The organism is Binatus sp. (SeqCode), from assembly GCF_049584895.1.
GTDB lineage: Bacteria > Desulfobacterota > Binatia > Binatales > Binataceae > Binatus.
In genome coordinates, this window is sequence record NZ_JBAUYR010000068.1 from 1 (window position 1) to 20,798 (window position 20,798).

23 protein-coding genes and 1 pseudogene are annotated in these 20,798 nt (G+C 60.8%); 16 read left to right on the plus strand and 8 right to left on the minus strand.

The annotated features are described in order from the left end of the window. Nucleotides 1-19 precede the first annotated feature (19 nt). From WB650_RS12535 to WB650_RS12555, 5 genes and pseudogenes are all read right to left on the minus strand, one after another. Nucleotides 20-469 (minus strand): SRPBCC domain-containing protein, encoded by a 450-nt coding sequence (locus WB650_RS12535; RefSeq protein WP_422303603.1) that lies wholly within the window; start codon nucleotides 467-469, stop codon nucleotides 20-22. Next, entirely contained in the window at nucleotides 466-939 is a 474-nt protein-coding gene (locus WB650_RS12540; protein ID WP_422303621.1) for an SRPBCC family protein, read from the minus strand. The genes WB650_RS12535 and WB650_RS12540 overlap by 4 nt, the downstream gene beginning before the upstream one ends. 17 nt (nucleotides 940-956) lie before the next feature. Next, nucleotides 957-1,369 (minus strand): annotated as a pseudogene (locus WB650_RS12545) (VOC family protein). A 33-nt stretch (nucleotides 1,370-1,402) separates the two neighbouring features. Then, nucleotides 1,403-1,783: an ArsR/SmtB family transcription factor gene (locus tag WB650_RS12550; protein ID WP_422303605.1), complete on the minus strand. Its 381-nt coding sequence runs from the start codon at nucleotides 1,781-1,783 to the stop codon at nucleotides 1,403-1,405. 69 nt (nucleotides 1,784-1,852) lie between these two features. After that, entirely contained in the window at nucleotides 1,853-2,734 is an 882-nt protein-coding gene (locus WB650_RS12555) for a haloalkane dehalogenase (protein WP_422303606.1), read from the minus strand. 155 nt (nucleotides 2,735-2,889) lie between these two features. On the opposite strand from WB650_RS12555, the gene WB650_RS12560 reads away from it, so the two are divergent. Together WB650_RS12560 and WB650_RS12565 are read left to right on the plus strand one after the other, a co-directional pair. Then, the gene (locus WB650_RS12560) at nucleotides 2,890-4,503 is read left to right on the plus strand and encodes an FAD-binding oxidoreductase (protein ID WP_422303607.1); all 1,614 of its coding nucleotides are present in this window, start codon (nucleotides 2,890-2,892) and stop codon (nucleotides 4,501-4,503) included. 208 nt (nucleotides 4,504-4,711) lie between these two features. Then, nucleotides 4,712-4,951, plus strand: a complete 240-nt coding sequence (locus WB650_RS12565; protein WP_423960693.1) for a DUF2283 domain-containing protein — start codon at nucleotides 4,712-4,714, stop codon at nucleotides 4,949-4,951. Here the strand turns inward: WB650_RS12565 and WB650_RS12570 are convergent. Continuing rightward, nucleotides 4,948-5,265, minus strand: coding sequence for a metal-sulfur cluster assembly factor (locus WB650_RS12570; RefSeq protein ID WP_422303609.1), 318 nt, complete (start codon nucleotides 5,263-5,265; stop codon nucleotides 4,948-4,950). The genes WB650_RS12565 and WB650_RS12570 overlap by 4 nt on opposite strands. Before the next feature lie 85 nt (nucleotides 5,266-5,350). Between WB650_RS12570 and WB650_RS12575 the strand changes: the two genes are divergently transcribed. Genes WB650_RS12575 through malQ form a run of 4 tightly spaced genes read left to right on the plus strand, consistent with a single transcriptional unit; the run spans nucleotide 5,351 to nucleotide 8,685 of the window. Beyond that, nucleotides 5,351-5,689, plus strand: coding sequence for a tetratricopeptide repeat protein (locus WB650_RS12575; RefSeq protein WP_422303610.1), 339 nt, complete (start codon nucleotides 5,351-5,353; stop codon nucleotides 5,687-5,689). A 7-nt stretch (nucleotides 5,690-5,696) separates the two neighbouring features. After that, the gene (locus WB650_RS12580) at nucleotides 5,697-6,461 is read left to right on the plus strand and encodes an SDR family NAD(P)-dependent oxidoreductase (RefSeq protein WP_422303611.1); all 765 of its coding nucleotides are present in this window, start codon (nucleotides 5,697-5,699) and stop codon (nucleotides 6,459-6,461) included. Between the two features lie 19 nt (nucleotides 6,462-6,480). Beyond that, nucleotides 6,481-7,128, plus strand: a complete 648-nt coding sequence (locus tag WB650_RS12585) for an EthD family reductase (protein WP_422303612.1) — start codon at nucleotides 6,481-6,483, stop codon at nucleotides 7,126-7,128. A gap of 21 nt (nucleotides 7,129-7,149) precedes the next feature. After that, nucleotides 7,150-8,685 (plus strand): 4-alpha-glucanotransferase, encoded by a 1,536-nt coding sequence (gene malQ, locus WB650_RS12590; RefSeq protein WP_422303613.1) that lies wholly within the window; start codon nucleotides 7,150-7,152, stop codon nucleotides 8,683-8,685. A gap of 111 nt (nucleotides 8,686-8,796) precedes the next feature. Here the strand turns inward: malQ and WB650_RS12595 are convergent, their stop codons facing one another. Beyond that, entirely contained in the window at nucleotides 8,797-10,107 is a 1,311-nt protein-coding gene (locus WB650_RS12595; RefSeq protein ID WP_422303614.1) for an NAD(P)/FAD-dependent oxidoreductase, read from the minus strand. 84 nt (nucleotides 10,108-10,191) lie between these two features. On the opposite strand from WB650_RS12595, the gene truB reads away from it, so the two are divergent. The 4 genes from truB to WB650_RS12615 all read left to right on the plus strand — a co-directional run bounded on the left by truB (nucleotide 10,192) and on the right by WB650_RS12615 (nucleotide 15,100). Continuing rightward, the gene (truB, locus tag WB650_RS12600; protein WP_422303615.1) at nucleotides 10,192-11,085 is read left to right on the plus strand and encodes a tRNA pseudouridine(55) synthase TruB; all 894 of its coding nucleotides are present in this window, start codon (nucleotides 10,192-10,194) and stop codon (nucleotides 11,083-11,085) included. Between the two features lie 224 nt (nucleotides 11,086-11,309). Further along, nucleotides 11,310-11,579, plus strand: coding sequence for a 30S ribosomal protein S15 (gene rpsO / locus WB650_RS12605; RefSeq protein WP_422292525.1), 270 nt, complete (start codon nucleotides 11,310-11,312; stop codon nucleotides 11,577-11,579). Nucleotides 11,580-11,736: 157 nt separating this feature from the next. Then, nucleotides 11,737-13,830 carry a polyribonucleotide nucleotidyltransferase gene (pnp, locus tag WB650_RS12610; protein ID WP_423960696.1) on the plus strand — a complete coding sequence of 698 codons (2,094 nt, stop codon included), beginning with the start codon at nucleotides 11,737-11,739 and terminating at the stop codon, nucleotides 13,828-13,830. Between the two features lie 7 nt (nucleotides 13,831-13,837). Beyond that, complete coding sequence (locus WB650_RS12615; protein ID WP_422303617.1) at nucleotides 13,838-15,100, plus strand: M16 family metallopeptidase; 1,263 nt, start codon at nucleotides 13,838-13,840, stop codon at nucleotides 15,098-15,100. A 123-nt stretch (nucleotides 15,101-15,223) separates the two neighbouring features. Here the strand turns inward: WB650_RS12615 and WB650_RS12620 are convergent, their stop codons facing one another. Further along, nucleotides 15,224-16,636, minus strand: coding sequence for a carotenoid oxygenase family protein (locus WB650_RS12620; RefSeq protein ID WP_422303618.1), 1,413 nt, complete (start codon nucleotides 16,634-16,636; stop codon nucleotides 15,224-15,226). A gap of 220 nt (nucleotides 16,637-16,856) precedes the next feature. Between WB650_RS12620 and dut the strand changes: the two genes are divergently transcribed. The 6 genes from dut to WB650_RS12650 all read left to right on the plus strand — a co-directional run. Next, nucleotides 16,857-17,300, plus strand: a complete 444-nt coding sequence (gene dut, locus WB650_RS12625; protein WP_423960698.1) for a dUTP diphosphatase — start codon at nucleotides 16,857-16,859, stop codon at nucleotides 17,298-17,300. A gap of 44 nt (nucleotides 17,301-17,344) precedes the next feature. Continuing rightward, nucleotides 17,345-18,808, plus strand: coding sequence for an adenylosuccinate lyase (gene purB, locus WB650_RS12630; RefSeq protein WP_423960700.1), 1,464 nt, complete (start codon nucleotides 17,345-17,347; stop codon nucleotides 18,806-18,808). Between the two features lie 155 nt (nucleotides 18,809-18,963). Next, the gene (gene purC / locus WB650_RS12635) at nucleotides 18,964-19,653 is read left to right on the plus strand and encodes a phosphoribosylaminoimidazolesuccinocarboxamide synthase (protein ID WP_422302014.1); all 690 of its coding nucleotides are present in this window, start codon (nucleotides 18,964-18,966) and stop codon (nucleotides 19,651-19,653) included. A gap of 29 nt (nucleotides 19,654-19,682) precedes the next feature. Beyond that, nucleotides 19,683-19,928, plus strand: a complete 246-nt coding sequence (purS, locus tag WB650_RS12640) for a phosphoribosylformylglycinamidine synthase subunit PurS (protein WP_422302006.1) — start codon at nucleotides 19,683-19,685, stop codon at nucleotides 19,926-19,928. Continuing rightward, nucleotides 19,925-20,614, plus strand: coding sequence for a phosphoribosylformylglycinamidine synthase subunit PurQ (gene purQ / locus WB650_RS12645; protein ID WP_422302008.1), 690 nt, complete (start codon nucleotides 19,925-19,927; stop codon nucleotides 20,612-20,614). Before purS ends, purQ begins: the two co-directional genes overlap by 4 nt. Further along, nucleotides 20,611-20,798, plus strand: a 188-nt coding sequence (locus WB650_RS12650) for a hypothetical protein (protein WP_423960703.1), incomplete at its 3' end; no start/stop codon positions are given. The genes purQ and WB650_RS12650, both read left to right, overlap by 4 nt.

The following is a 20,798-nucleotide window of genomic DNA, read 5'->3' on the forward strand; positions in this document are numbered from 1 at the left end:
GCCATAGTTTTCTGCTCCTTCAGGCGTCCGCCAGTAATTCGGCGAGATGATCGAGGGTTTCGGTCCATCCCTGAGGTGCACCGCGGGTCGAATCAGTTTCGATCGAGTAGGTCTGATGCACGGTGAGCCTGGTCTTGCCGCCCATCACGGTGAACGTCGCGGTCGTGACCACGTCGTTCGTGTCGTTATCCAACAAGCTGCTCCAGACGATTCGCTCCGGCTTGACGATTTCGCGAAAGACGCCGTTCATCCAATGGTCTCCGCCCAAGCCGCGCATGCACAGCCGGAATTTTCCGCCGTCGCGGAAGTCCATCTCGCACTCCGTCATGGTGAAGCCGTTGGGCGCGAACCAACGCATCAGATGTTTGGGTCTAGACCACGCGAAGAAAACCAGCGGGCGGGGCGCGTCGAAGATGCGCGTGATGGTGAGCTCGCGATCGCCAACAGTAACTTCCGCGTTGAGCGTCATCGCGGACTCTCCTTCATGTGCGCCATGTGCTCCGCGAGGCGTCCGAGCGTCTGCTTCAGACCTTCAACCGCGCCGAATGCTTTGACCGTCCGGTCGCGAATCGCGGCCGATTCGAACACCATCCGCGCCGTCAGCCTCGTCTGTCCGCCGTCGTCCGCGAACGTCACCGTCATTTTGAACTGCGGCTCCGAAACATGCATGTAAACCAGTCGCTCGGGCTCGGCGATTTCGACATAGACGATCTTGTTTTGATAATCGCGGCCGTCGGGACCGTGCATCACGAACCGCCAGACGCCGCCCGGTTTGAATTCCATCTCGTAAGTGGTGATCGAAAAACCGTTAGGCCCCCACCAATGCGCAAGATGCTTCGGATCTGTCCACGCTTTGAAAACTAGCGCGCGCGGCGAGTCGAAAACTCGCATGACAACAATCTCACGATCCGACGTATTAGAGGGCGCGGGATCTCGCATGGTCGGCCTGGCAGAAGTCATCGTGCTTCGCCCTCGCAGTTCACCATCCAAGGTGTCCCGAACTGATCGACCACCGCCCCAAACCGCCAGCCCAGAACGTCTTCTGTATCGGCATCGAGACGGATCCCTTCTCCGCCAACGCTTTGAAGACTTTTTCCGCCTCCGCCGCCGTATCCACTTGCAGCGACACCGAGAAACCTTTCATCGGCTCGAAGCGATCCGGCGGAGCGTCGGATCCCATCAGCACCTGGTCGCCGATCGTCATGCGCACGTGCATGACCTTGTCGCGATGTGCCGCGGGCACCTGCTCCGCCATCGGTGACTCGCCGAACGTCATCATCATCCCGATTTTGCCGCCAAGATTTTTTTCGTAGAACTTGAAAGCCGCGGCGCAATTACCATTGAAGTTCAGATGCGGATTGAGTTGCATCGTTTTCTCCTTCAGCCCGTTGCGGTTGCAGGACTACTTCTTGCGGTTATTTTTCTTTTCCTTCGGTTGCGATTCACGCTGCTGCAGCTCGCGCAGATAATCTTCCAGCCGGTCGAACGCTTCCTCCCAGAACTTGCGATAGTGCTCGAGCCAGTCCGACGCGTCCTTCAGCGGACCCGCTGCCAGCCGGCACGGCCGCCACTGCGCCTCGCGCCCGCGCTCGATCAGCCCGGCGCGCTGCAGCACCTTCAGATGCTTCGAAATGGCCGGCATGCTCATCTCGAACGGCTCCGCCAACTCCGACACCGAGGTCTCGCCCGACGCGAGCCGCGCAAGGATCGCGCGCCGCGTGGGATCGGCCAGCGCCGAAAAAGTCGCGTTAAGCTGATCCGAGGATGTGTGCTGCTGAACCATTCAGTTAAATAACCTACAGGTTAAATACCGCGCGGCCGGCGAAGTGTCAAGTGCTATCTCCGATCACTTTCAGATCGATTTGTACCAATCCTCGAGCGCTTGGCCGATCTCGTGGGGCGAATCCTCCTGGATGAAGTGGACGCCCTTGACCGTCACCTCGCGCTGGTTCGGCCATCGCCGGCAGTACTCGCGCTGTGCACCAGTCAGAATCGCGCCGGGGTCGGCATTGATGAACAACTTCGGCGTCGCACTTTTCTCGAGCCACTTTGAATAGCGCTCGGCGATCGCGACTACATCGGCCGGCTCGCCTTCGATCGGAATTTCGCGCGGCCACGACAGCGTCGGACGCCGCGACTCGCCCGGCTGCGCGAACGGTTTCCGATATGCGTTCATCTCTTCGTCGCTGAGCTTCCGAATGATGCTGCCGGGCAGGATGCGCTCGACGAAAATATTATTTTTCAAAATCATATCGTCGCCCGCCGGACTGCGCAGTGCCTTGAAGATTGGAACCGCCGGCTGCGACCATTCCGACCATTGCAACGGACGCACGATCGCCTCCATGTACGCGATTCCCTTCACGGCCTCGGGATGCCGCGCGGCCCAATGAAATCCCAGCGCCGATCCCCAGTCATGCACGACCAGCGTGACCTTGCGCTTGAGATCGAGGCCCTCGAAGAACGCGTCGAGATGACGAGCGTGATCCTCGAAGCGATACGCGCCAGTCGACGACGGTCCCGACGTGCCCATCCCGATGAGATCCGGCGCGACACATCGCGCATGCGGAGCAAGGTACGGAATGATGTTGCGCCACAGGTATGACGACGTCGGATTGCCGTGGAGAAAAACGATCGGATCGCCAGCGCCGGTGTCAGCGTAGGACATCCATGTGTTAACGAGTTCGAGCTTTTTGCGCGGATGCGGATCGGCCGGAGAAATCTGCGAGTCGCTCATGATAACGTCTCCTTGGGCTGGATAGTTCGACTGATACGACGGTGGTCGGTTGCGTGCAACCTTCCAGTTTTCACTTTTCACTGTTTGCCCTCCCACGCGTGGCGGGCGCAGAATCGCCGCAGTCAGCAACTTCGAGTATCGCGAGGACCAATCCGATGGCGGAAGATCGCAAACGAAAGTTCTGGGGATGGGGCTACGAGGACCAGGGGCCGACTCCCGAACAGCAAAAGCACGTGGCCGAGCGGATGGCCAAACGATTCGGGCTCGGGCCGCTCGAGCTCACGCCGCCACCGAAGGAAAGCGAGCTGAATCTGCGCGCGCCGCGGGTGAAGCCGCCGTCCGCGCTCGAAGCGATTTGCTCGACCGCCACGCACGAGCGCGCGGGACATACCTACGGCAAAGGATCGCGCGATATTCGACGCGCGTTCCGGCGCGACTATCCGAATCCGATTGACGTGGTCGCGTTTCCGCGCGATGAGACAGAGCTGATCCGCGTGCTCGAATGGTGCGACGGCGCGCAGATTGCCGCAGTGCCTTACGGCGGCGGCTCGAGCGTGGTCGGCGGCGTCGAGCCGCCCGGCGGCGACCGTTATCGCGGTGCGGTATCGATCGATCTGATGCATCTGGACAAAGTCGTCGAGGTCGACAAGGTCTCACGCGCGGCGCGAATCCAGGCGGGCGTCTATGGCCCCGCGCTCGACGCTCAGTTGAAGCCGCACGGCCTGACGATTCGGCATTTCCCGCAGTCGTTCGAGTTCTCGACGCTCGGCGGATGGATCGCGACGCGGTCGGGTGGGCATTTCGCGACGCTGTACACGCATATCGACGACTTCGTCGAATCGCTGCGGGTGGTGACGCCGAGGGGAATCGTCGAGTCGCGACGCTTGCCCGGATCGGGTGCGGGTCCCAGCCCGGACCGCATGTTCATCGGCTCCGAGGGAATTCTCGGAATCATCACCGAGGCGTGGATGCGGCTGCAGGATCGTCCGACGTTTCGCGCGGGCGCATCGGTGCCGTTTCCGAGCATCTTCAAAGCGGCCGATGCGGTCCGTCAGATTTCGCAGGCCGGGCTCTATCCCGCGAATTGCCGCGTGCTCGACGAAGGTGAGGCGTTCAACTCCGGCGCCGGCAATGGGGACGAGGCGGTGCTGGTGCTCGCGTTCGAGTCCGCGGACCATCCGCTGGAACCGTGGATGAAACGGGCGCTCGAATGCTGCGCGGATCACGGCGGAAAAATTCCGGCGGAGGCCGCGAAGACTCGCACCGACGCCGAGGCCACGCACGAAGGATCGGCGGGCGCATGGCGCAACGCGTTCCTGAACGCGCCGTATCTGATGGACACGGTGGCGGCGATGGGGATGGTGAGCGACACGTTCGAGACGTCGATCACGTGGGAACGATTCCCGGAATTCCATCGCCAGATGATGGATTGCGCGCGCGATGTGATCGCGCGGGTGTGCGGTAAAGGCTCGGTGACGTGCAGGTTCACGCACGTTTATCCCGACGGGCCGGCGCCGTACTACACGATTCTCGCGCCGGGCAAGCGCGGCTCCGAGCTGGAGCAGTGGGACGAGATCAAGGCGGCGGTGTCGGACAAGCTGATCGCGATCGGCGGGACGATTACGCACCATCACGCGGTGGGCAGGTACCATCGCCCGTGGTACGACCGTCAGCGTCCCGATGGATTCGCACTCGCACTGAAGGCGGCGAAGAAGGCGCTTGATCCGCGCTCGATTCTGAATCCGGGCGTGCTGATCGATCCGGATTGAAGGGCGCGCGGCAACGAGAAGCAGAATCTTGAATCGCTCGCGAAAAAATCGCGCGCTGAACAAGGACCCTCACCTTCGATCCTCTCCCTTGCAGGGAGAGGGGAAAAAAGATCGCAATCGCCGTTGTGCTATGCTCATCGAGAAGCGATGGCAGGAACTGGATTATCACAGCCTACATTGCGCGCAGTATCGCGATAGGAGATGTCGAATGGAAGCGAAGTTAAGTTTTAAATACGATCGCGACGCCGACATCCTGTACATCAACAAACGCGATCCTTATCCGGCGCAGGAGTCAGAAGAGTTACCCGACGAAGTCGTCGTGCGGATCAATCCAGACTCGGGCGAAATCGAAAACGTCGAGGTTTTGTTCTTCTCGACTCGACTCTTGCGCGGCGATCTATTTGAGTTACCGGTTACAGCCGACCTGCGGCTCGTAGCACAAGACTAATCGTCGATTTTTAGTTGCTTCTTCGCGGCGTCGGTCATCATGTGAGGCGTCCAGGGCGGGTCCCACACGATCTCGACGGAGGCGTCATCGCAGCCGGGGATGCCGAGCAGTTTTTCCTGGATGTCCTGCGTGATCATCATGCCCATCTGGCAGCCCGGTGCGGTCAGCGTCATGGTGACATTGACGACGCGGTTCTCGATCTGCACGCCGTAGATTAGTCCGAGGTCGACCAGGTTGACGGGAATCTCGGGGTCGTAACACTCGCGCAGCACTTCGTAAACGTCGGCTTCGGTCGGTGCGGGCGAATTCTCCATATTGCAGAGTCTAGTATATAAGAGGGTAGGGTGCGCACGAAATCGCGTTCGTTGGTTCCGCGCGCGCATAAAACTGGAGGCCGAGATGCCTGATAAGGAAGAGCTATACGATGAGGCGATTGACGCATACGCCGACGACAAGTTCGATGAGGCGATCGAGTTGTACAAGAGGGCACTCGAGATCGATCCGAAATACGTCGATGCGATCCACGGGATGACGATGTGCTACCAGGCGAAGGGCGATCTCGACGCCGCGATCGAGTTGACGAAAAAATATATCGCGCAGGAGCCGGAAGACATCCTGGCGTACACCAACCTCAGTATGTTCTATCAGAAGAAGGGCATGGTGCCGGAGGCCGAGGCGGCTGGTGCCGAGGCGCGGCGACTCGATTGGAAGCGACAACTCAAGGAAGGCAAGAAGTAGGGCGTCGATGAAACTCAAGGACAAAGTTGTACTTATCACGGGCGGCGGATCGGGACTCGGACGCGAGATGGGGCTGACGTTTTCGCGCGAGGGCGCGAAGGTCGGCGTCAACGACATCAGGCCCGAGTCTGCAGGTAACGTCGTGACCGAAATCGAGCGACTGGGCGGGACGGCGCGGCCGTTCGTCGCGGACGTGTCGAGCAGCGCGGCCGTGGCCAAAATGTTCGCGGAGTTCATCGCGGCGTTCGGCACGATCGACATCCTGATCAATAATGCGGGCATCGCGCGTGCGAGCGAGATCGACAATCCCGACTTGTTCATGACTCATCAGAAGACCGACGAGGATTGGCACAAGATGCTCGCGACGCATCTCGACGCGACGTTCTACTGCACGCGCGAGGCGCTGAAGGTGATGATCCCGAAGCAGTCGGGACGCATTATCAACATGGGATCGATAGCGGGCACTACAGGGCTGGCGTTCGCGTCGGACTACTGCGCGGCGAAGGGCGCGATCATCTCGTTTACCAAATCGGTCGCGCGCGAAGTGGTGCCGATGGGGATTCTGGTCAATTGCATCGCGCCAGGATTCATCGACACGCCGATGACCGCGCCGATTCCAAGTGAAGTTCGCAAACAAATAGAACAGACCACGCCGATCGGACGCTTCGGCGAGCCGCGCGACATCGCGGCGGCGGCGCTGTATCTCGCCTGCGACGATTCGAAATTCATGGTGGGGCAGGTGCTCAGCCCCAACGGCGGCTACGTGATTTGAAGCTCGAGGTTTGATTCGGATGCATCTAACATTTGTGACGTTCAACTTTCGGAGCGCGGATCTCGCGGCGGAAGAGTGCAACTATTTGGGGCATCACGTGGAGCTGGCGCGGCGCTTTCCGGGACTTCGACAATACTACACGGGACACCTGATAAAGGTCGCGGGCAAAGAACCCGAACGGGTTCGCGGAGCAATTCTCGCGTATGACGACTCGGCTGCCGCCGCATCGGCGATGCGATCCGACGTTGTGCCGGCGTTGCTCGCGGATACACAGTCGCATCTCAAGGACGTGACTTCGACTGCGGTCGAGGCGGAGACTGTAGTGCCGTTCGGTTCGCGGCGCGCGGGTCAGCAATGTTTCGTGATGGTTGCGGAATTCGATCTCGTGCAAGGTGTGGGACTCGACGCGGCGGAGAAACACTACCTCGGCACCCACGTGAGTATCGCGCGCCGACTGCCGGGCCTTCGCAATTACATCGTCGGCAAGCTGATCAAGACGCCGGGGATTGAGGACTCCCGCTATCGCATGGCGACTCTCGTATTCGACTCGCTCGATGCGTACCGGGCAGCGTACCGGTCACCGGTCGGGCGCGAGTTGCTTAAGGACGAAGAGGCCACGATTCGAAACGCGCGCGTGTTTCGGCTCGACGCGCGAGTCGAAGTCTAAGTATCGCTCGCGCAACCTCCGATGCTGCCGCGGTCTGCGGGAATCCTGATTCCACTGTTCTCGATCCGCACGCGCGACAATCTCGGCCGCGGAGAAATTCTCGATCTCGCGCCGATGATCGATTTCGCGCTGTCGATGGGTCATCGCGTGATCCAGTTGCTCCCGCTGGACGAGACCGGCCCCGACGACCTCAGCCCGTACAGCGCGATGAGCGTGATGGCGATCGATCCCACCTTCATTTCGATGAGCGGGCTGCCGGGCGTCGGGCGAGTCGTGCTGGCGCGCGCGCGCGAGGCAGTCGGGAGAGCGCGATTCGTCGAACGTCCGATCATTCGGAGCGCAAAATTTCCTCTGCTCGAGCGCGCATACCGCGCGTCTCGTGCGCGTGGCGACCAGCGTGCGCAATTCGATGCGTTCGTCGAAACCAACTCGTACTGGATTCACGACTACGCGTTGTTTCGCGCGCTGAAAGAGCGCTTCAACTGGACCAGTTGGGAGACATGGCCGGCTGAGATTGCAAAGCGCGATCCAGAGGCGCTAGCTCTCGCGCGCCGCGAGCTGGCCGACGCGATCGAGATGTACAGCTACTGGCAGTATATCGCGCATCGGCAGTGGTCCGAGATGCGCGCGTACGCGGCGTCGCGCGGCGCATTCATCGGCGGAGACCTCGCGTTCTCGCCGTGCCACGACAGCGCCGAAGTGTGGGCGAACCAGGACGAGTTTGATCTGTCGCGCACGGTCGGTGCGCCTCCCGATGGCTTCAATCCCAAGGGGCAGCGATGGGGCCTGCCGCTGCCGAACTGGAACGCGATGCGCGCGCAGGGATTCAAGGTGCTGCGCAATCGCGCGCGTCACGCCAGCACACTGTACGATTTGCTCCGAATCGATCACGCCGTTGGGCTCTTTCGCACGTTTAATTTCGGTTCCGATCTGGCCGAGCCGGGAGTTTTCACGCCGGTCAATGAACACGATGAGCTGCTGCAAGGTGAAGAGGTGATCCGCGCGATCAAAGAGGAAGCGGGCGCGACCGAACTGATTGCCGAAGACCTCGGCACGGTGCCGCCGTGGGTGCGCGCATCGCTGACGAATCTCGGAGTGCCGGGATATAAGGTGATGCAGTGGGAGCGCGATTGGGGCCACGGCGACGAACCGTTTATCAGCCCCGCTGCCTATCCCGAACTTTCGCTTGCGACGACCGGGACGCATGACACTGAACCGCTCACTGTTTGGTGGCGCGCGCAGCCAATCGAAGTGCGCGAGAAATTCGCGCGCTCGCTCGGCCTCGAAGGCAAAGTGAGTCCGCGGAGTATGCTCGAGGAGTCGGCGCGCTTCGCGATTCTGGCTGCGCTGTATGCGGCGCCGTCGAAGCTCGTGATCGTTCCGATCCAGGATTTGTTTGGATGGAGCGCACAGATCAATCGGCCCGGCACGATCAGCGCGTGGAACTGGACCTATCGAATCCCGCTGACGCTGGAACGAATGCGGCGAAGTCGCGCGATACTAGAGGACGTCGCGAAGCTGCGCGAGATTGCGATCCGCAGCGGGCGATTCGCATAGATCGGAGTAACGGATCGATCCGCAAAGACATCCGCCAGTAAAAGGACCGACAACCATGGTCGGCCGATTCTAAACGCCAGAGAAGGATTTTGCGCGAGAGCATCGGAGGCGTCACTTCACGAGCATTCGTTCGCGATTCTCTGTTTTCTCGCCGCGCTCCAGTAGCGGCTCCACATCACCCGTGATTAGCCGCGCACCGCGATCGTTGCGGAGGTACATCCATGCCCATTCGATGATCACGATGAACCGGTTGCGGAATCCGATCAGAAACAAAATGTGCACGAATAGCCACATCAGCCATGCGATGAGGCCGCTGACATGCAGGCCTCCGATATCGGCGACCGCCGCGGCCTTGCCGATCGTCGCGAGCGTGCCTTTGTCGCGGTAGTGAAACGGCAGAGTCGGCTCGCCGCGAATCAGTCGCTCGACGTTCCTGGCCGCATGCCGTCCTTCCTGCATCGCAGCCGGCGCCAGGCCAGGTACGGGGTTGCCGTCGGACTTGATAGACGCGAGGTCGCCGATCACGAACACGCACTCCGCGCCCGGCACCGAAAGATCCTGATTCACGAGCACGCGGCCCGCGCGATCCAGCTTCGCGCTCGTGGTAGCTGCCAGTGCCTTGCCCATTGGCGATGCCGCCACTCCCGCGGCCCAGATTACAGTGCGCGATTCGAGCCGCATCCCGCCATGAGTGACGCCGCGATCGTCGACCGCAGTCACTGGAGAGTCCGTGATTATCTCGACGCCCAGCCGTTCCAGTTGCCGGCGCGCGCTCACGGACGATTCCGGGGACATCGCGGGCAGCACTTTGGGGCCTGCTTCGATCAACACGATTCGTGCCTTGCTAGGATCGATTCTTCGAAAATCGCGCTCGAGCACCCGTCGTGAAATCTCGGCGAGTGCTCCCGCCATCTCGACCCCCGTCGGCCCGCCGCCGATTATCACGAACGTCATCCAGTTCGCGATTTCCGCCTCGTCGATTTCGCGCTCGGCCGCCTCGTACGCCACCAGCACCCGCCGCCGTATCTCGACCGCATCCTCGAGCGTCTTCAACCCCGGCGCCGGTTCGAGCCATTCGTCGTGTCCGAAGTACGAATGCGTCGCGCCGGTCGCAACGATCAGATAGTCGTAAGCCACTTCGCCGTCGAGCAGCTGCACGATCTTCTGCCGGGTATCAATCGACGCCGCTTCGCCAAGAAGCACGCTCGCGTTGCGTTGGCGCCGCAGAATCCGCCGTATCGGGGTCGCGATATCGCTACTATCCAGCGCCGCGGTCGCGACCTGGTAGAGCAGCGGCTGAAACAGGTAATGGTTGCGGCGGTCGATCATCGTCAGCCGAACCGGCGCGCGCTTAAGCGCCCGCGCAGCATCGATTCCGCCGAATCCGCCGCCGATGATCACGACATGCTTTTCCGCATCCACGACTCGGATCGTATCGCTGCCGTCCGAGCGGGTCGAACACTCTTAAGTGCCGCGTTCGTATCCGGTAAGGTGATGGGTCTTCCTATGAATGCAATCCTGTTAGTCGACAAGCCCGCTGGAATCTCGTCGGCGGAAGTGGTGCGACGGGTCAAATCGCGCGTGAAGCCTGCTCGCGTCGGCCATCTCGGCACGCTCGATCCTTTTGCGACCGGACTGTTGCCGATAATGATTGGCGAGGCGACCAAGCTCGCGCCATTTATCGACGGTGGCGACAAAGAGTACGCGGGCTTGATTCGGCTGGGCGTCGAGACCGACACGCTTGATCGCGACGGTGCCGAAGTTCGCCGCGCCGACGTCCTTGCGATCTCGTCTGAAAAACTCGCGCGGGTCACGGCGCAGTTCACCGGGGTGATCGAGCAGGTTCCACCCGTGTATTCGGCAATCAAGCGCGCCGGCGTGCCGCTCTATCGGCTCGCGCGCCGCGGCGACGACGTCGCACCGCCCGAAAAGCGTCGCGTCGAGATCAAGCGGCTCGATCTAATCTGCGAGGCGGCCGACGCGATTCGATTCGTCGCGACATGCTCACCCGGCACCTACGCGCGCTCGCTAGCGCGCGATATCGGCATCGCATTGGGGACAGTCGCGCATCTCGAGCAGCTCGGACGCACGAGGAATGGCGCATTCTCGATTGCCGACGCGATGCCGCTGGCCGATGTCCTTGAGGCCCTCGATTCCGGCGCGGCGCTGGCCTGCCTGATTAATCTTCGCGACGCGCTGGTCAGCCTGCCGGAGCTGGTGGTCGATATCGCCGCTGAAAAACGCCTGCGCAACGGCGACTCGCGCGCGTTTGATTCTCAAGTCCCACAAGGAAGCCCGCTGTTCAAAGTGATATCGGAAGGCGGCGATCTGATCGCAGTAGCGCGGACGACTTCTCACGTGACTGCGATAGTGGAGCGAATCTTCAATTTCGGTGCCTGATCGCTGGCTCGCGCGTCTTATTCTTGTGTCATTCAGAGCGCAGCGAAGAATCCCGGGAGCAATGCGTGCGACGGCAACTTTCCCTGATCTTAATAAGAGATGAAGAAGAATCGGGGATTCTTCGCTGCGCTCTGAACGACATGAACCCCTACCTTTACTCCCCCTGCCAGCTCTGTTAATTTGGTCGGCTAACGATAAAGGAAAAGGGAAAGTAAGAACTCCGAATGCCTCTTCCATCAGCCCGTAAGCGGGAAGTCATACAAGCCAACGCTCGAACCACCAATGACAGTGGCTCGCCTGAAGTTCAGGTCGCGCTACTCTCGGCCCGGATCGACCAGTTGACCACGCATCTCGCGGCGCACAAGAAGGACCATCACACGCGCCGTGGTCTGTTGCGCCTGGTCGGCAAGCGTCGTCGGCTGCTTGACTACCTGCATTCGCGCGACTTCTCGCGCTACAAAGGGCTGATCGAAAAGCTGGGCATCCGGAGATAGGCTGCACATATTCTGCCGCGCTGCCCTCAACACATCGGGTGCGCGGGCCTTGGCTGTCACGATGGCAGGTAACAAGGCGCGTCCTCTGTGACGCCTCGCGGGCATCGAAAATACCGCAATCGTCGCGCGGCCTCAGATCCTCCCTCAGGTATCAGTAATGTACGAAAAACTCGAAATTGATTTCGCGGGACGCAAGCTCTCGCTCGAAACCGGCCGGCTGGCCAAGCAGGCGCATGGCAGCGTGCTCGCCACTTACGGCGACACCGTAGTGCTCGCGACCGCGGTCTCCCAGTACGAGGCGCGGCCCAACATGGATTTTCTTCCACTCACCGTGGATTACGTCGAGAAGACATTTGCCGCCGGAAAAATTCCCGGCGGATTTTTTAAGCGCGAAGGGCGCGCATCCGAGAAAGAAATTCTCACCTCCCGTTTGATCGACCGCGCGATGCGCCCGCTGTTCCCGAAGGGCTACGACCGCGAAACCCAAATCATCACCACTGTGCTCTCCGCCGATCGCGACAACGATCCCGATATGCTCTCGCTGATCGCGGCGTCGGCCGCGCTGCTGGTCTCCGACATCCCGCACAAGGGTCCGGTCGCGTCAGTCAGGATGGGCCGGGTCGAGGGCAAAATCGTCGTCAATCCTACTCACACTGAGCTCGAAGGCAGCGATGTATCGCTCGTCGTCGCGGCCAGTCCCGAGTCGATCATGATGCTCGAGGGCGGCGCGCAGATTGTCGACGAAGAAGTGATCCTCGAAGCCCTGTTCGCGGCGCATGAGGCGATGCAGCCGATATTCGCGATGCAGGAAGAGCTGCAACGCCGCGCGGGCAAGCCCAAGCGCGAGTTCGCGGTCAAGGAACGCGATGAGGCACTGTTGAAGGCGGTCGAAAAGAGTATCGGCGACGGAATCGAGAAGGCGCTCGCCACCAAGGGCAAGAAAGAGCGCGCGGCAGCGGTTTACGCGGTCAGCGATAAGGTCGTGGCCGAGCTCGCCGAGAAGTTTCCCGATCGCACCAAGGAAATCGTTGACGCGTGCGACTACCTCGTGCGCACGCGCGTCCGCATGGCGATCCTCGACGATGACAAGCGAATCGACGATCGCAAATCCACCGACATCCGCCAGGTCAGCGCCGAGGTGCAGGTACTCCCGCGCACGCATGGCTCAGCGGTGTTCACGCGCGGCGAGACCCAGGCGCTCGCGACCGTAACGCTTGGCACGTCGTCCGACGAACAGAAGATCGACGCGCTGCTCGGCGAGCGCTTCAAGAAATTTTTGCTGCACTATAACTTCCCGCCGTTCTCGACCGGCGAGGTGAAATTTCTGCGTGCTCCGTCGCGGCGCGAAATCGGCCACGGCGCCCTCGCAGAACGCGCGCTATCTCCGATACTTCCGGACGAAGCCGATTTTCCGTACACGATTCGCGTCGTGTCCGACGTGCTCGAGTCCAACGGCAGCTCCTCGATGGCCACAGTTTGCGGCGGTAGCCTCGCGCTGATGGACGCTGGCGTGCCGACCAAATTTCCGGTCGCGGGCATCGCGATGGGCCTGGTGAAAGAGGGCGACAAGGTCCGCGTGCTGACCGACATCCTCGGCGACGAGGACCATCTCGGCGACATGGACTTCAAGGTCGCCGGCACCAAGGCCGGCGTTACCGCGATCCAGATGGACAACAAGGCCGGCGGCGTGTCCAAGGACATCATGCGCCAGGCGCTCCATCAGGCGCGCGACGCACGTTTGCACATCCTCGGCGTGATGGAAAAGGCGCTGCCCGCTCCGCGCAAAGACGTGTCGAGCTACGCGCCGCGAATCGTCACGCTGCACATCAAGCCCGACAAGATTCGCGAAGTGATCGGTCCGGGCGGCAAGGTCATCCGCGGCCTGGTCGAGCAGACCGGTTGCAAAATAGATATCGAGGACGACGGCACCGTGCTGATCGCGTCGGCGGACGGAACCGCGATGGAAAAAGCGATCAGCATGATCCAGGCGATCACCGCTGAGCCCGAGGTCGGCAAAATCTACGACGGCGTGGTACGCAAGATCGTCGAGTTCGGCGCCTTCGTCGAGATAATGCCGGGCACCGACGGCCTCCTGCACATCTCGCAAATTTCGAACGAACGCATCCGCCGCGTCGAGGACGTGTTGCACGAAGGCGACGAGATCAAGGTTAAGGTGCTCGACGTCGATCGCAGCGGAAAAATCCGGCTCTCGATGCGCGAGGCCGAGCAGGAACCGAACAAGGGAAATTAGTCGGCGAATGATTCAAAAGAGTGTTATTGGAAACGGCGTGCGCATTCTCACCGAGGCGATGCCGCAAGTCGTTTCCTCATCGATTGGTATTTGGGTCGAGAACGGATCGCGCTATGAGGAGCCGGCCGAAAACGGCACCTCGCACTTCATCGAGCATCTGCTCTTCAAAGGGACCAAGAAGCGCACTGCCGCGCAAATCGCCGAGGCCTTCGACGCGGTCGGCGGCGTGCTGAACGCGTTCACCGGCAAGGAGTTCACCTGCTACTACGCCAAGGTGCTCGGCAAGGACCTCGAGATGGCGACCGAGGTGCTCGCGGATATTTTTCTCGACTCGGTTTTCGATCCCGCGGAAATCGAGCGCGAGCGCCAGGTGGTTCTGCAGGAAATCTCGCAGGCCGAGGACACGCCCGACGATTTCATCCACGACCTCTTCAACGAAGAGTTCTGGAAGGGTCATCCGCTCGCGCTGCCGATTTTCGGATCGGTCGCGACGGTAAATAAAATAGATCGCGAGCAGTTGATGTCGTTCATGGCGGAGCGCTACCGCTCTCACCGGGTCTTTATCGCCGCGGCCGGCCAGGTCGAGCACGAACGCCTCACCGCGAAATGCGCCGGGCTGTTCGGCGGCGTCGCGGCCGATGGCAAAGTTGAAAAATTCTCGCCACCAATTGACCATCCACTCGTGTTGACGCGCGAGAAGAAACTCGAGCAGGCGCACATCTGTATCGGCGGCCCCGGCATCAGCCAGTCGCATCGACTGCGTTACGCTGCCTACGTGCTGAACACCGCGCTCGGCGGCGGGATGTCCTCGCGGCTGTTCCAGGAAGTGCGCGAAAAGCGCGGCCGCGTCTACAGCATCTACTCGTTCATCTCGTCGTTCATCGACTCGGGTTACTTCGGCGTTTACGCCGGCACCAACCCCGAATGGGTCGACGAAGTCCTCGAAGTCACTATCGCAGAGCTGCGCAAAGTCGAGCTCAACGGCCTCGAGCCCGCCGAACTGGCGCGCGCGAAAAGCCAGCTCCAGGGCAACATGCTGCTCGGAATGGAATCCACCGACAGCCGCATGAACCGCCTCGCGCGCAACGAGATCTATTTCCGCCGCGACGTCTCGCTCGACGAACTGTCCCAAGGAATCGAATCAGTCACCAACGACAATGTCGTCGAGCTGGCATCGAGTTGGTTCCAACCCGACAAACTCGCGATGGTGCTGCTAGGCGACCTGAAAGGCCGAAAAATCACCCGCGAAGTCTTCGCCCCGCTAGCGTAGCGGCGACAACTCTTACCTCGCCCGTTCCTTCACGGGAGAGGAGGCCGGCCGCAACGCGGCCGGCAGGTGAGGGTTCTGCGACTCAACCTGCCAGTGTGACCTCGCCACTTTCTTATTCTGCATTCACTCAGCACCACCCGTCCGCCAGTTGCCATGAAATCCCACCGGCACGCGATGGCCGAGATGCGCCCGGGCGATAGGCCCACTCTCAATCTGCTCGGCATCGAAGACCGCAAGATGGCTAGCATTCCGGTCTTCATCGAAGACATTCGTCAGCAGATACCCTTCGCCTTCGCCTGAGCCTTCTTGCTTTGGCACGAATACCGGTTCGGCCATCGCAAAGCGCTGACCCGCCGTATAGATCTTCATACGCCTGATGACGTGATCGAAGTGCCCGATGCCTCGATGAAAAATGTCGTCGCTGCCGGGTCCACCGATGCAAGCGACATAGCCATGCCGGTAATTCGATCCCGTGCGTCGCTCATCGATTCGCGGGTACTCACATCGCTCGTTGCTCAGCCTTTCGACGCTGAATCTGCCGGGCTTCGACCAATCGAACTCCCACCGCGTAAGAAACTGGGTCGCGCGACGATGGTCGGTTAGCCTTCCATCCGCGAACGGAAACCCCGGGACCTCCTGCTGGCAGACGTCCACGACAATCCTGTCGCTGTCGTTGAACGCATTCATGAGATGCCACACCATGCAGGCGTCGCCCTCGAACCATCGAACATCTTCGACGCCGCCGTTTCTCGGCATGATTCCGACGTGCGTGCCGCGTTCGGGCTCCCACGCGATCGGCGGCGCACCAGCCATCGCGCGCTTGATCGATACGGTGACCGGGCACATCGCAACGACGACAAAGTCTTTCGTCACCGCAAAATCATGTACCAGCGCCGCGAACGGCCCGTGGATCATCTGCGATCGAACCAGATCGCCGGATGCGTTCGCGAGATAGAATTCGATGTCGCCGGTCAGACGTCCGGTTGGAAAATTCGCAAAGAAAATCATCTCGCCCGTAGCAGGATCAATCTTCGGATGCGCCGTCATGTTCCGCGGCAGCTTGTTGTTGAAGGACCAGCGTCCGATCTTTTCGAGCGACAGGGGATCCAGTTCAATCGGCGCATGACCTTCTTCGAGGGCCAACAGTCTGTTCGCATGCCAAATGATGTTCGTATTCGCGACGCCGTCCGTCCGCATGCCGGCGACGCTCGAATCCGAATCCGACGGAATGCCTGAGGTGCCGAAGAGCGCGCGACCGGCGGCGTGTTCGAGCGTCCACTGCTGCGTCCGCACCCATCGATTGCGGTAAGAAACGTTGCCCTGGTGCACACGGAAGGCATGCACCATTCCGTCGCCATTGAGCGGGTTGTAGTTGCCGCGCGGCGCAAACTGCGGACTGGGACCGATACGATAGAAGGTGCCGTCGAGGTCCGCGGGTACTTCTCCCTCAATCGTCAAATGCGCGCCGTCGCATTCCATCCGAATCGGCTCAAACCCCTTCGACAGATATGGATCGTTCGAAATCGCGCTCGCCATTTTCTCAGCCCTCCAACCATTTTCGCTAACAGGCAGCGCGCGCCGCTCGCAATGCAGACCCCCACTTGATTTGTGGTTTTGATTGTTCCGCAGCCACTCGGCTGAAAAAAAAATTTCTGTCAACACTCCGACGACGCTCTTTCCGACCCGTCGCATGACCGCATCGCCGTGCGAGAGCGCTTGCCATCGAGCGGACAATTCGCCATACGAGATCGCAACAATGAATCCGACTGTGAAAATTGCCCGCATTCGCAAAAGTGCGCTGCCGCTTCCTGCGTATCAGAGCGAGCATGCGGCCGGGATCGACCTGATGGCCGACATCGCGGCGTCAATCGAGATGGCGCCGCGCGAGCGTCGCGCGGTTCCGACGGGAATCGCGCTCGAGATTCCCGTCGGCTACGAGGGACAGGTGCGGCCGCGCAGCGGCCGCGCCCTCAAAGAAGGCCTCGCGCTGATCAATTCCCCTGGAACTATCGACGCGGACTACCGCGGAGAAGTTAAAGTATTACTTGTGAATTTGGGCGACCAGCCTATCGTGATTAGACCCGGCGATCGAATCGCCCAACTCATCATAGCGCCCGTCATCCGCGCCGAGATTGTCGAGGTCGATGAGCTCGCGCCGAGCACGCGCGGTCCCGGCGGTTTCGGACACACCGGCCGCTAGCGTTTGACGCCCTCTCGATTGAGCAGGCGTCGTCGCGTAATCTAATGGCATACACTGAAAAAGTGAAAGACAGACCAACCGAGACCGACGCGGCATTGACCGCGGTGACGCCTGTAGACGGCCGCTACCGCGCGCGCACCCGGAGCCTGGAAGCCTACTTCAGCGAGTTCGCGCTGATTCGCTACCGCGTCCGCGTCGAGATCGAATGGTACCTGTCGCTCGCGGCGCATCCTGAGGTAAGCGCGCTGAAGCCGATCCTCGCGGCGACCGCGAAAAAGCTCCGCGCCATTTACGAGGACTTCACGCTCGACGATGCGCGCCGGGTGAAGGAACTCGAGGCGACTACCAATCACGACGTCAAAGCGGTCGAGTATTTCGTCAAAGATCGAGTCGCCGCGATCGATCCGACGCTGCCAATCGAGATGGTGCATTTCGCGTGCACCTCCGAGGACATCAACAACCTCGCCTACGCACTCATCCTGAAAGAGTTCGTCGCGAACGACTTGACGCCCCGGCTCGAAGCGGCCAACGCGCCGATTGTAAAGCTGGCGCATCGCTACAAATCGCATCCGATGATGGCGCGGACGCACGGGCAGGAAGCGTCACCGACGACGGTCGGCAAGGAGATGGCGATATTCGCGACGCGTCTCGCGCGCCAGCTGTCGCAGCTTGGCCGCCAGGAATTTCTCGGCAAGCTCAACGGTGCGGTCGGCAACTTCAACGCGCATCACTTTGCGCATACCGAGGTCGATTGGATCGCGCATTCGCAGAATTTCGTCGAGCGGCTCGGCCTGACCTGGAATCCGCTCACCACTCAAATCGAAAGCCACGATTTTATCGCCGAGCTGTTCGCGATCCTGATGCGCATCGACATGATCCTGCTGGGCTTCTGCCGCGACATGTGGAGCTACATTTCGATCGGCTACTTCGCGCAGAAGGCGGTCGCGGGCGAGACCGGGTCGTCGGTAATGCCGCATAAGATAAATCCGATCGACTTCGAAAACTGCGAGGGCAACCTCGGGATCGCGAACGCGCTGTTCGACCATCTCGCACAGAAGCTGCCGGTCTCGCGATGGCAGCGCGATCTGACGGACAGCACGGCGATTCGCGCGATGGGCACGGCGTTTGGCCATCTGGTGGTTGCGCTGGCGTCGTTGGAGCGCGGCCTCGCGCGGGTCGAGGTGAACGAGGCGCGCATCGCCGAGGACCTCGAGGCCGAGCAGGCGTGGGAGGTCGTCGCCGAGGCGATTCAAACCTTGATGCGGCGCCACGGGATGCCGAAACCGTACGAGACGCTGAAGGAACTGACGCGAGGGCGAAGAATCGATCGCAGAGTGATCGAAGAGTTCATCGCGACGCTGCCGCTGGACGACGGCGCCAGGCGTGCGCTGCGGGAGTTGAATCCTCGCAGCTATGTGGGTCTGGCGGCCAGGCTGGTCGAGCAGTTTGCGCCAGCCGCAAAAACCGAGATCGCCCTGGTAAAAAAGGTGCGCGCGGCCAAGCGGTGAGACTATCTATCCACACTCCCGCGCGCGGGTTTGTGGACAACTGGCACTGGGTTCGTTGTGATGACGCGACCGGTCGGTAAGATGATTAGATTAAGATATTCCAATTGACCATAAGGGAGAACAGCAACGTGGAAACTACTCCGCAAAAACTCGAAATGTTTTACGAGGGCAAGGCGAAGAAACTTTACTCCACGTCCGACCCCGACCTCGTCATCGCGTACTTCAAGGACGACGCGACCGCCTTCAACGGCAAGAAGAAGGACACTATCGAGGACAAGGGCGTGATGAACAACCGCATTTCGGAGTTGTTCTTCACGCTGCTCGAGAAGCATGGGGTGAAGACGCATTTTGTCCGTCGTCTCAACGATCGCGAGATGCTGTGCAAGCGGCTGCAAATTATCCCGGTCGAGACTGTTGTGCGGAACATCGTCGCGGGATCGATGGCGAAACGGCTTGGGCGCGAAGAGGGCGAGCCGCTGCCGCGTCCAATTGTCGAGTACTACTACAAGTCCGACCCGCTCGACGATCCGCTGATCATTGGCGAGCATGCGATTGCGTTTGGATGGGCGACCGCCGCGGAACTCAAGCAAGTGGACGAGATGGCGCTGAAGGTGAATTCGATACTGAAGAAGTTCCTAGACGAGCGCGGCGTCATCCTAGTGGATTTCAAGCTCGAGTTCGGGCGGCATCACGGCGAGATTCTGCTTGGCGATGAAATTTGTCCCGACACTTGCAGGTTCTGGGACAAGGCGACGCGTCAGAAGCTCGACAAGGATCGCTTCCGGCGCGATCTCGGCGGCGTCGAAGAGGCGTATCACGAGATGCTGCGGCGGGTGGAGAACTAATTCGTGGTGATAGCGAGCGAGGACTTGAGTTGCAAGTAAGAGTGTTCGTGACGCCCCGCAAAGGGATCCTCGATCCGCAGGGGCGTGCGGTTGAAAGCTCGCTGCAAAGTCTTGGCTTCAAAAACGTCTCAGGTGTCAAAGTCGGCAAGTACATCACGTTGGAGATCGATGCGCGGACCGCGTCCGAGGCGCGCGACGAAGCAAAGAAGATGTGCGAGGCGCTGCTCGCCAACCCGGTGATCGAGGACTTTCACTTTGAGGTGGTGGGCGAATGAAGTGGGGCGTCGTGCGATTCCCCGGATCGCTGGACGACGGCGACGCGATCCACGCGCTCGCGGACGTGATGGGCCAGGACGCGCGAATCCTGTGGCACAAGGACGAATCGCTCGACGGTGTCGAGTGCGTGCTGCTGCCGGGCGGTTTCAGCTACGGCGACTATCTGCGCACCGGCGCAATCGCGCGCTTCTCGCCGATCATGAAGAGTGTGGCGAAATTCGCGGCTGACGGCGGCCTCGTGATCGGCACCTGCAACGGCTTTCAGATTCTGTGCGAGGCGCATCTGCTGCCCGGCGCGCTCACGCGCAACCGATCGCTATCGTTTGTTTGCGATCGCGTGTGGCTCCGCGTCGAGAATGCGGGCACGCCGTTCACACGCGCGACCAGGCAGGGCGATCTGCTGCGGCTGCCGATCAAGCATGGCGAAGGATTGTACGTTGCGCCTGAAGATGAACTTCGCCAGATGGAAGAGCGAGGGCAGGTGATTCTTCGCTACGTCGATGCGGACGGGCGCGAGAGTGACGCGGCGAATCCCAACGGATCGATGCGCGCGATTGCGGGCGTCGCCAACGAGCGCTTCAACGTTTTTGGCTTGATGCCTCATCCGGAGCATGCGGTTGAGCCGATGCTCGGCGGCGAGGACGGGATCAAGATTTTCCAATCGATTGCGGGGAGCGCGCGATGAGCGAGCGTCCGGTTTCGCTTGCCGGCGAACCGAAAGCCGATGTCGAGCAGGCCCGCGCGTTCGGACTCACCCCCGACGAGTACCGTAAGATCGAACAGATCATAGGGCGCACACCGACCTACACCGAGCTCGGGGTTTTTTCGGTGATGTGGTCGGAGCATTGCTCGTACAAATCGTCGCGCAT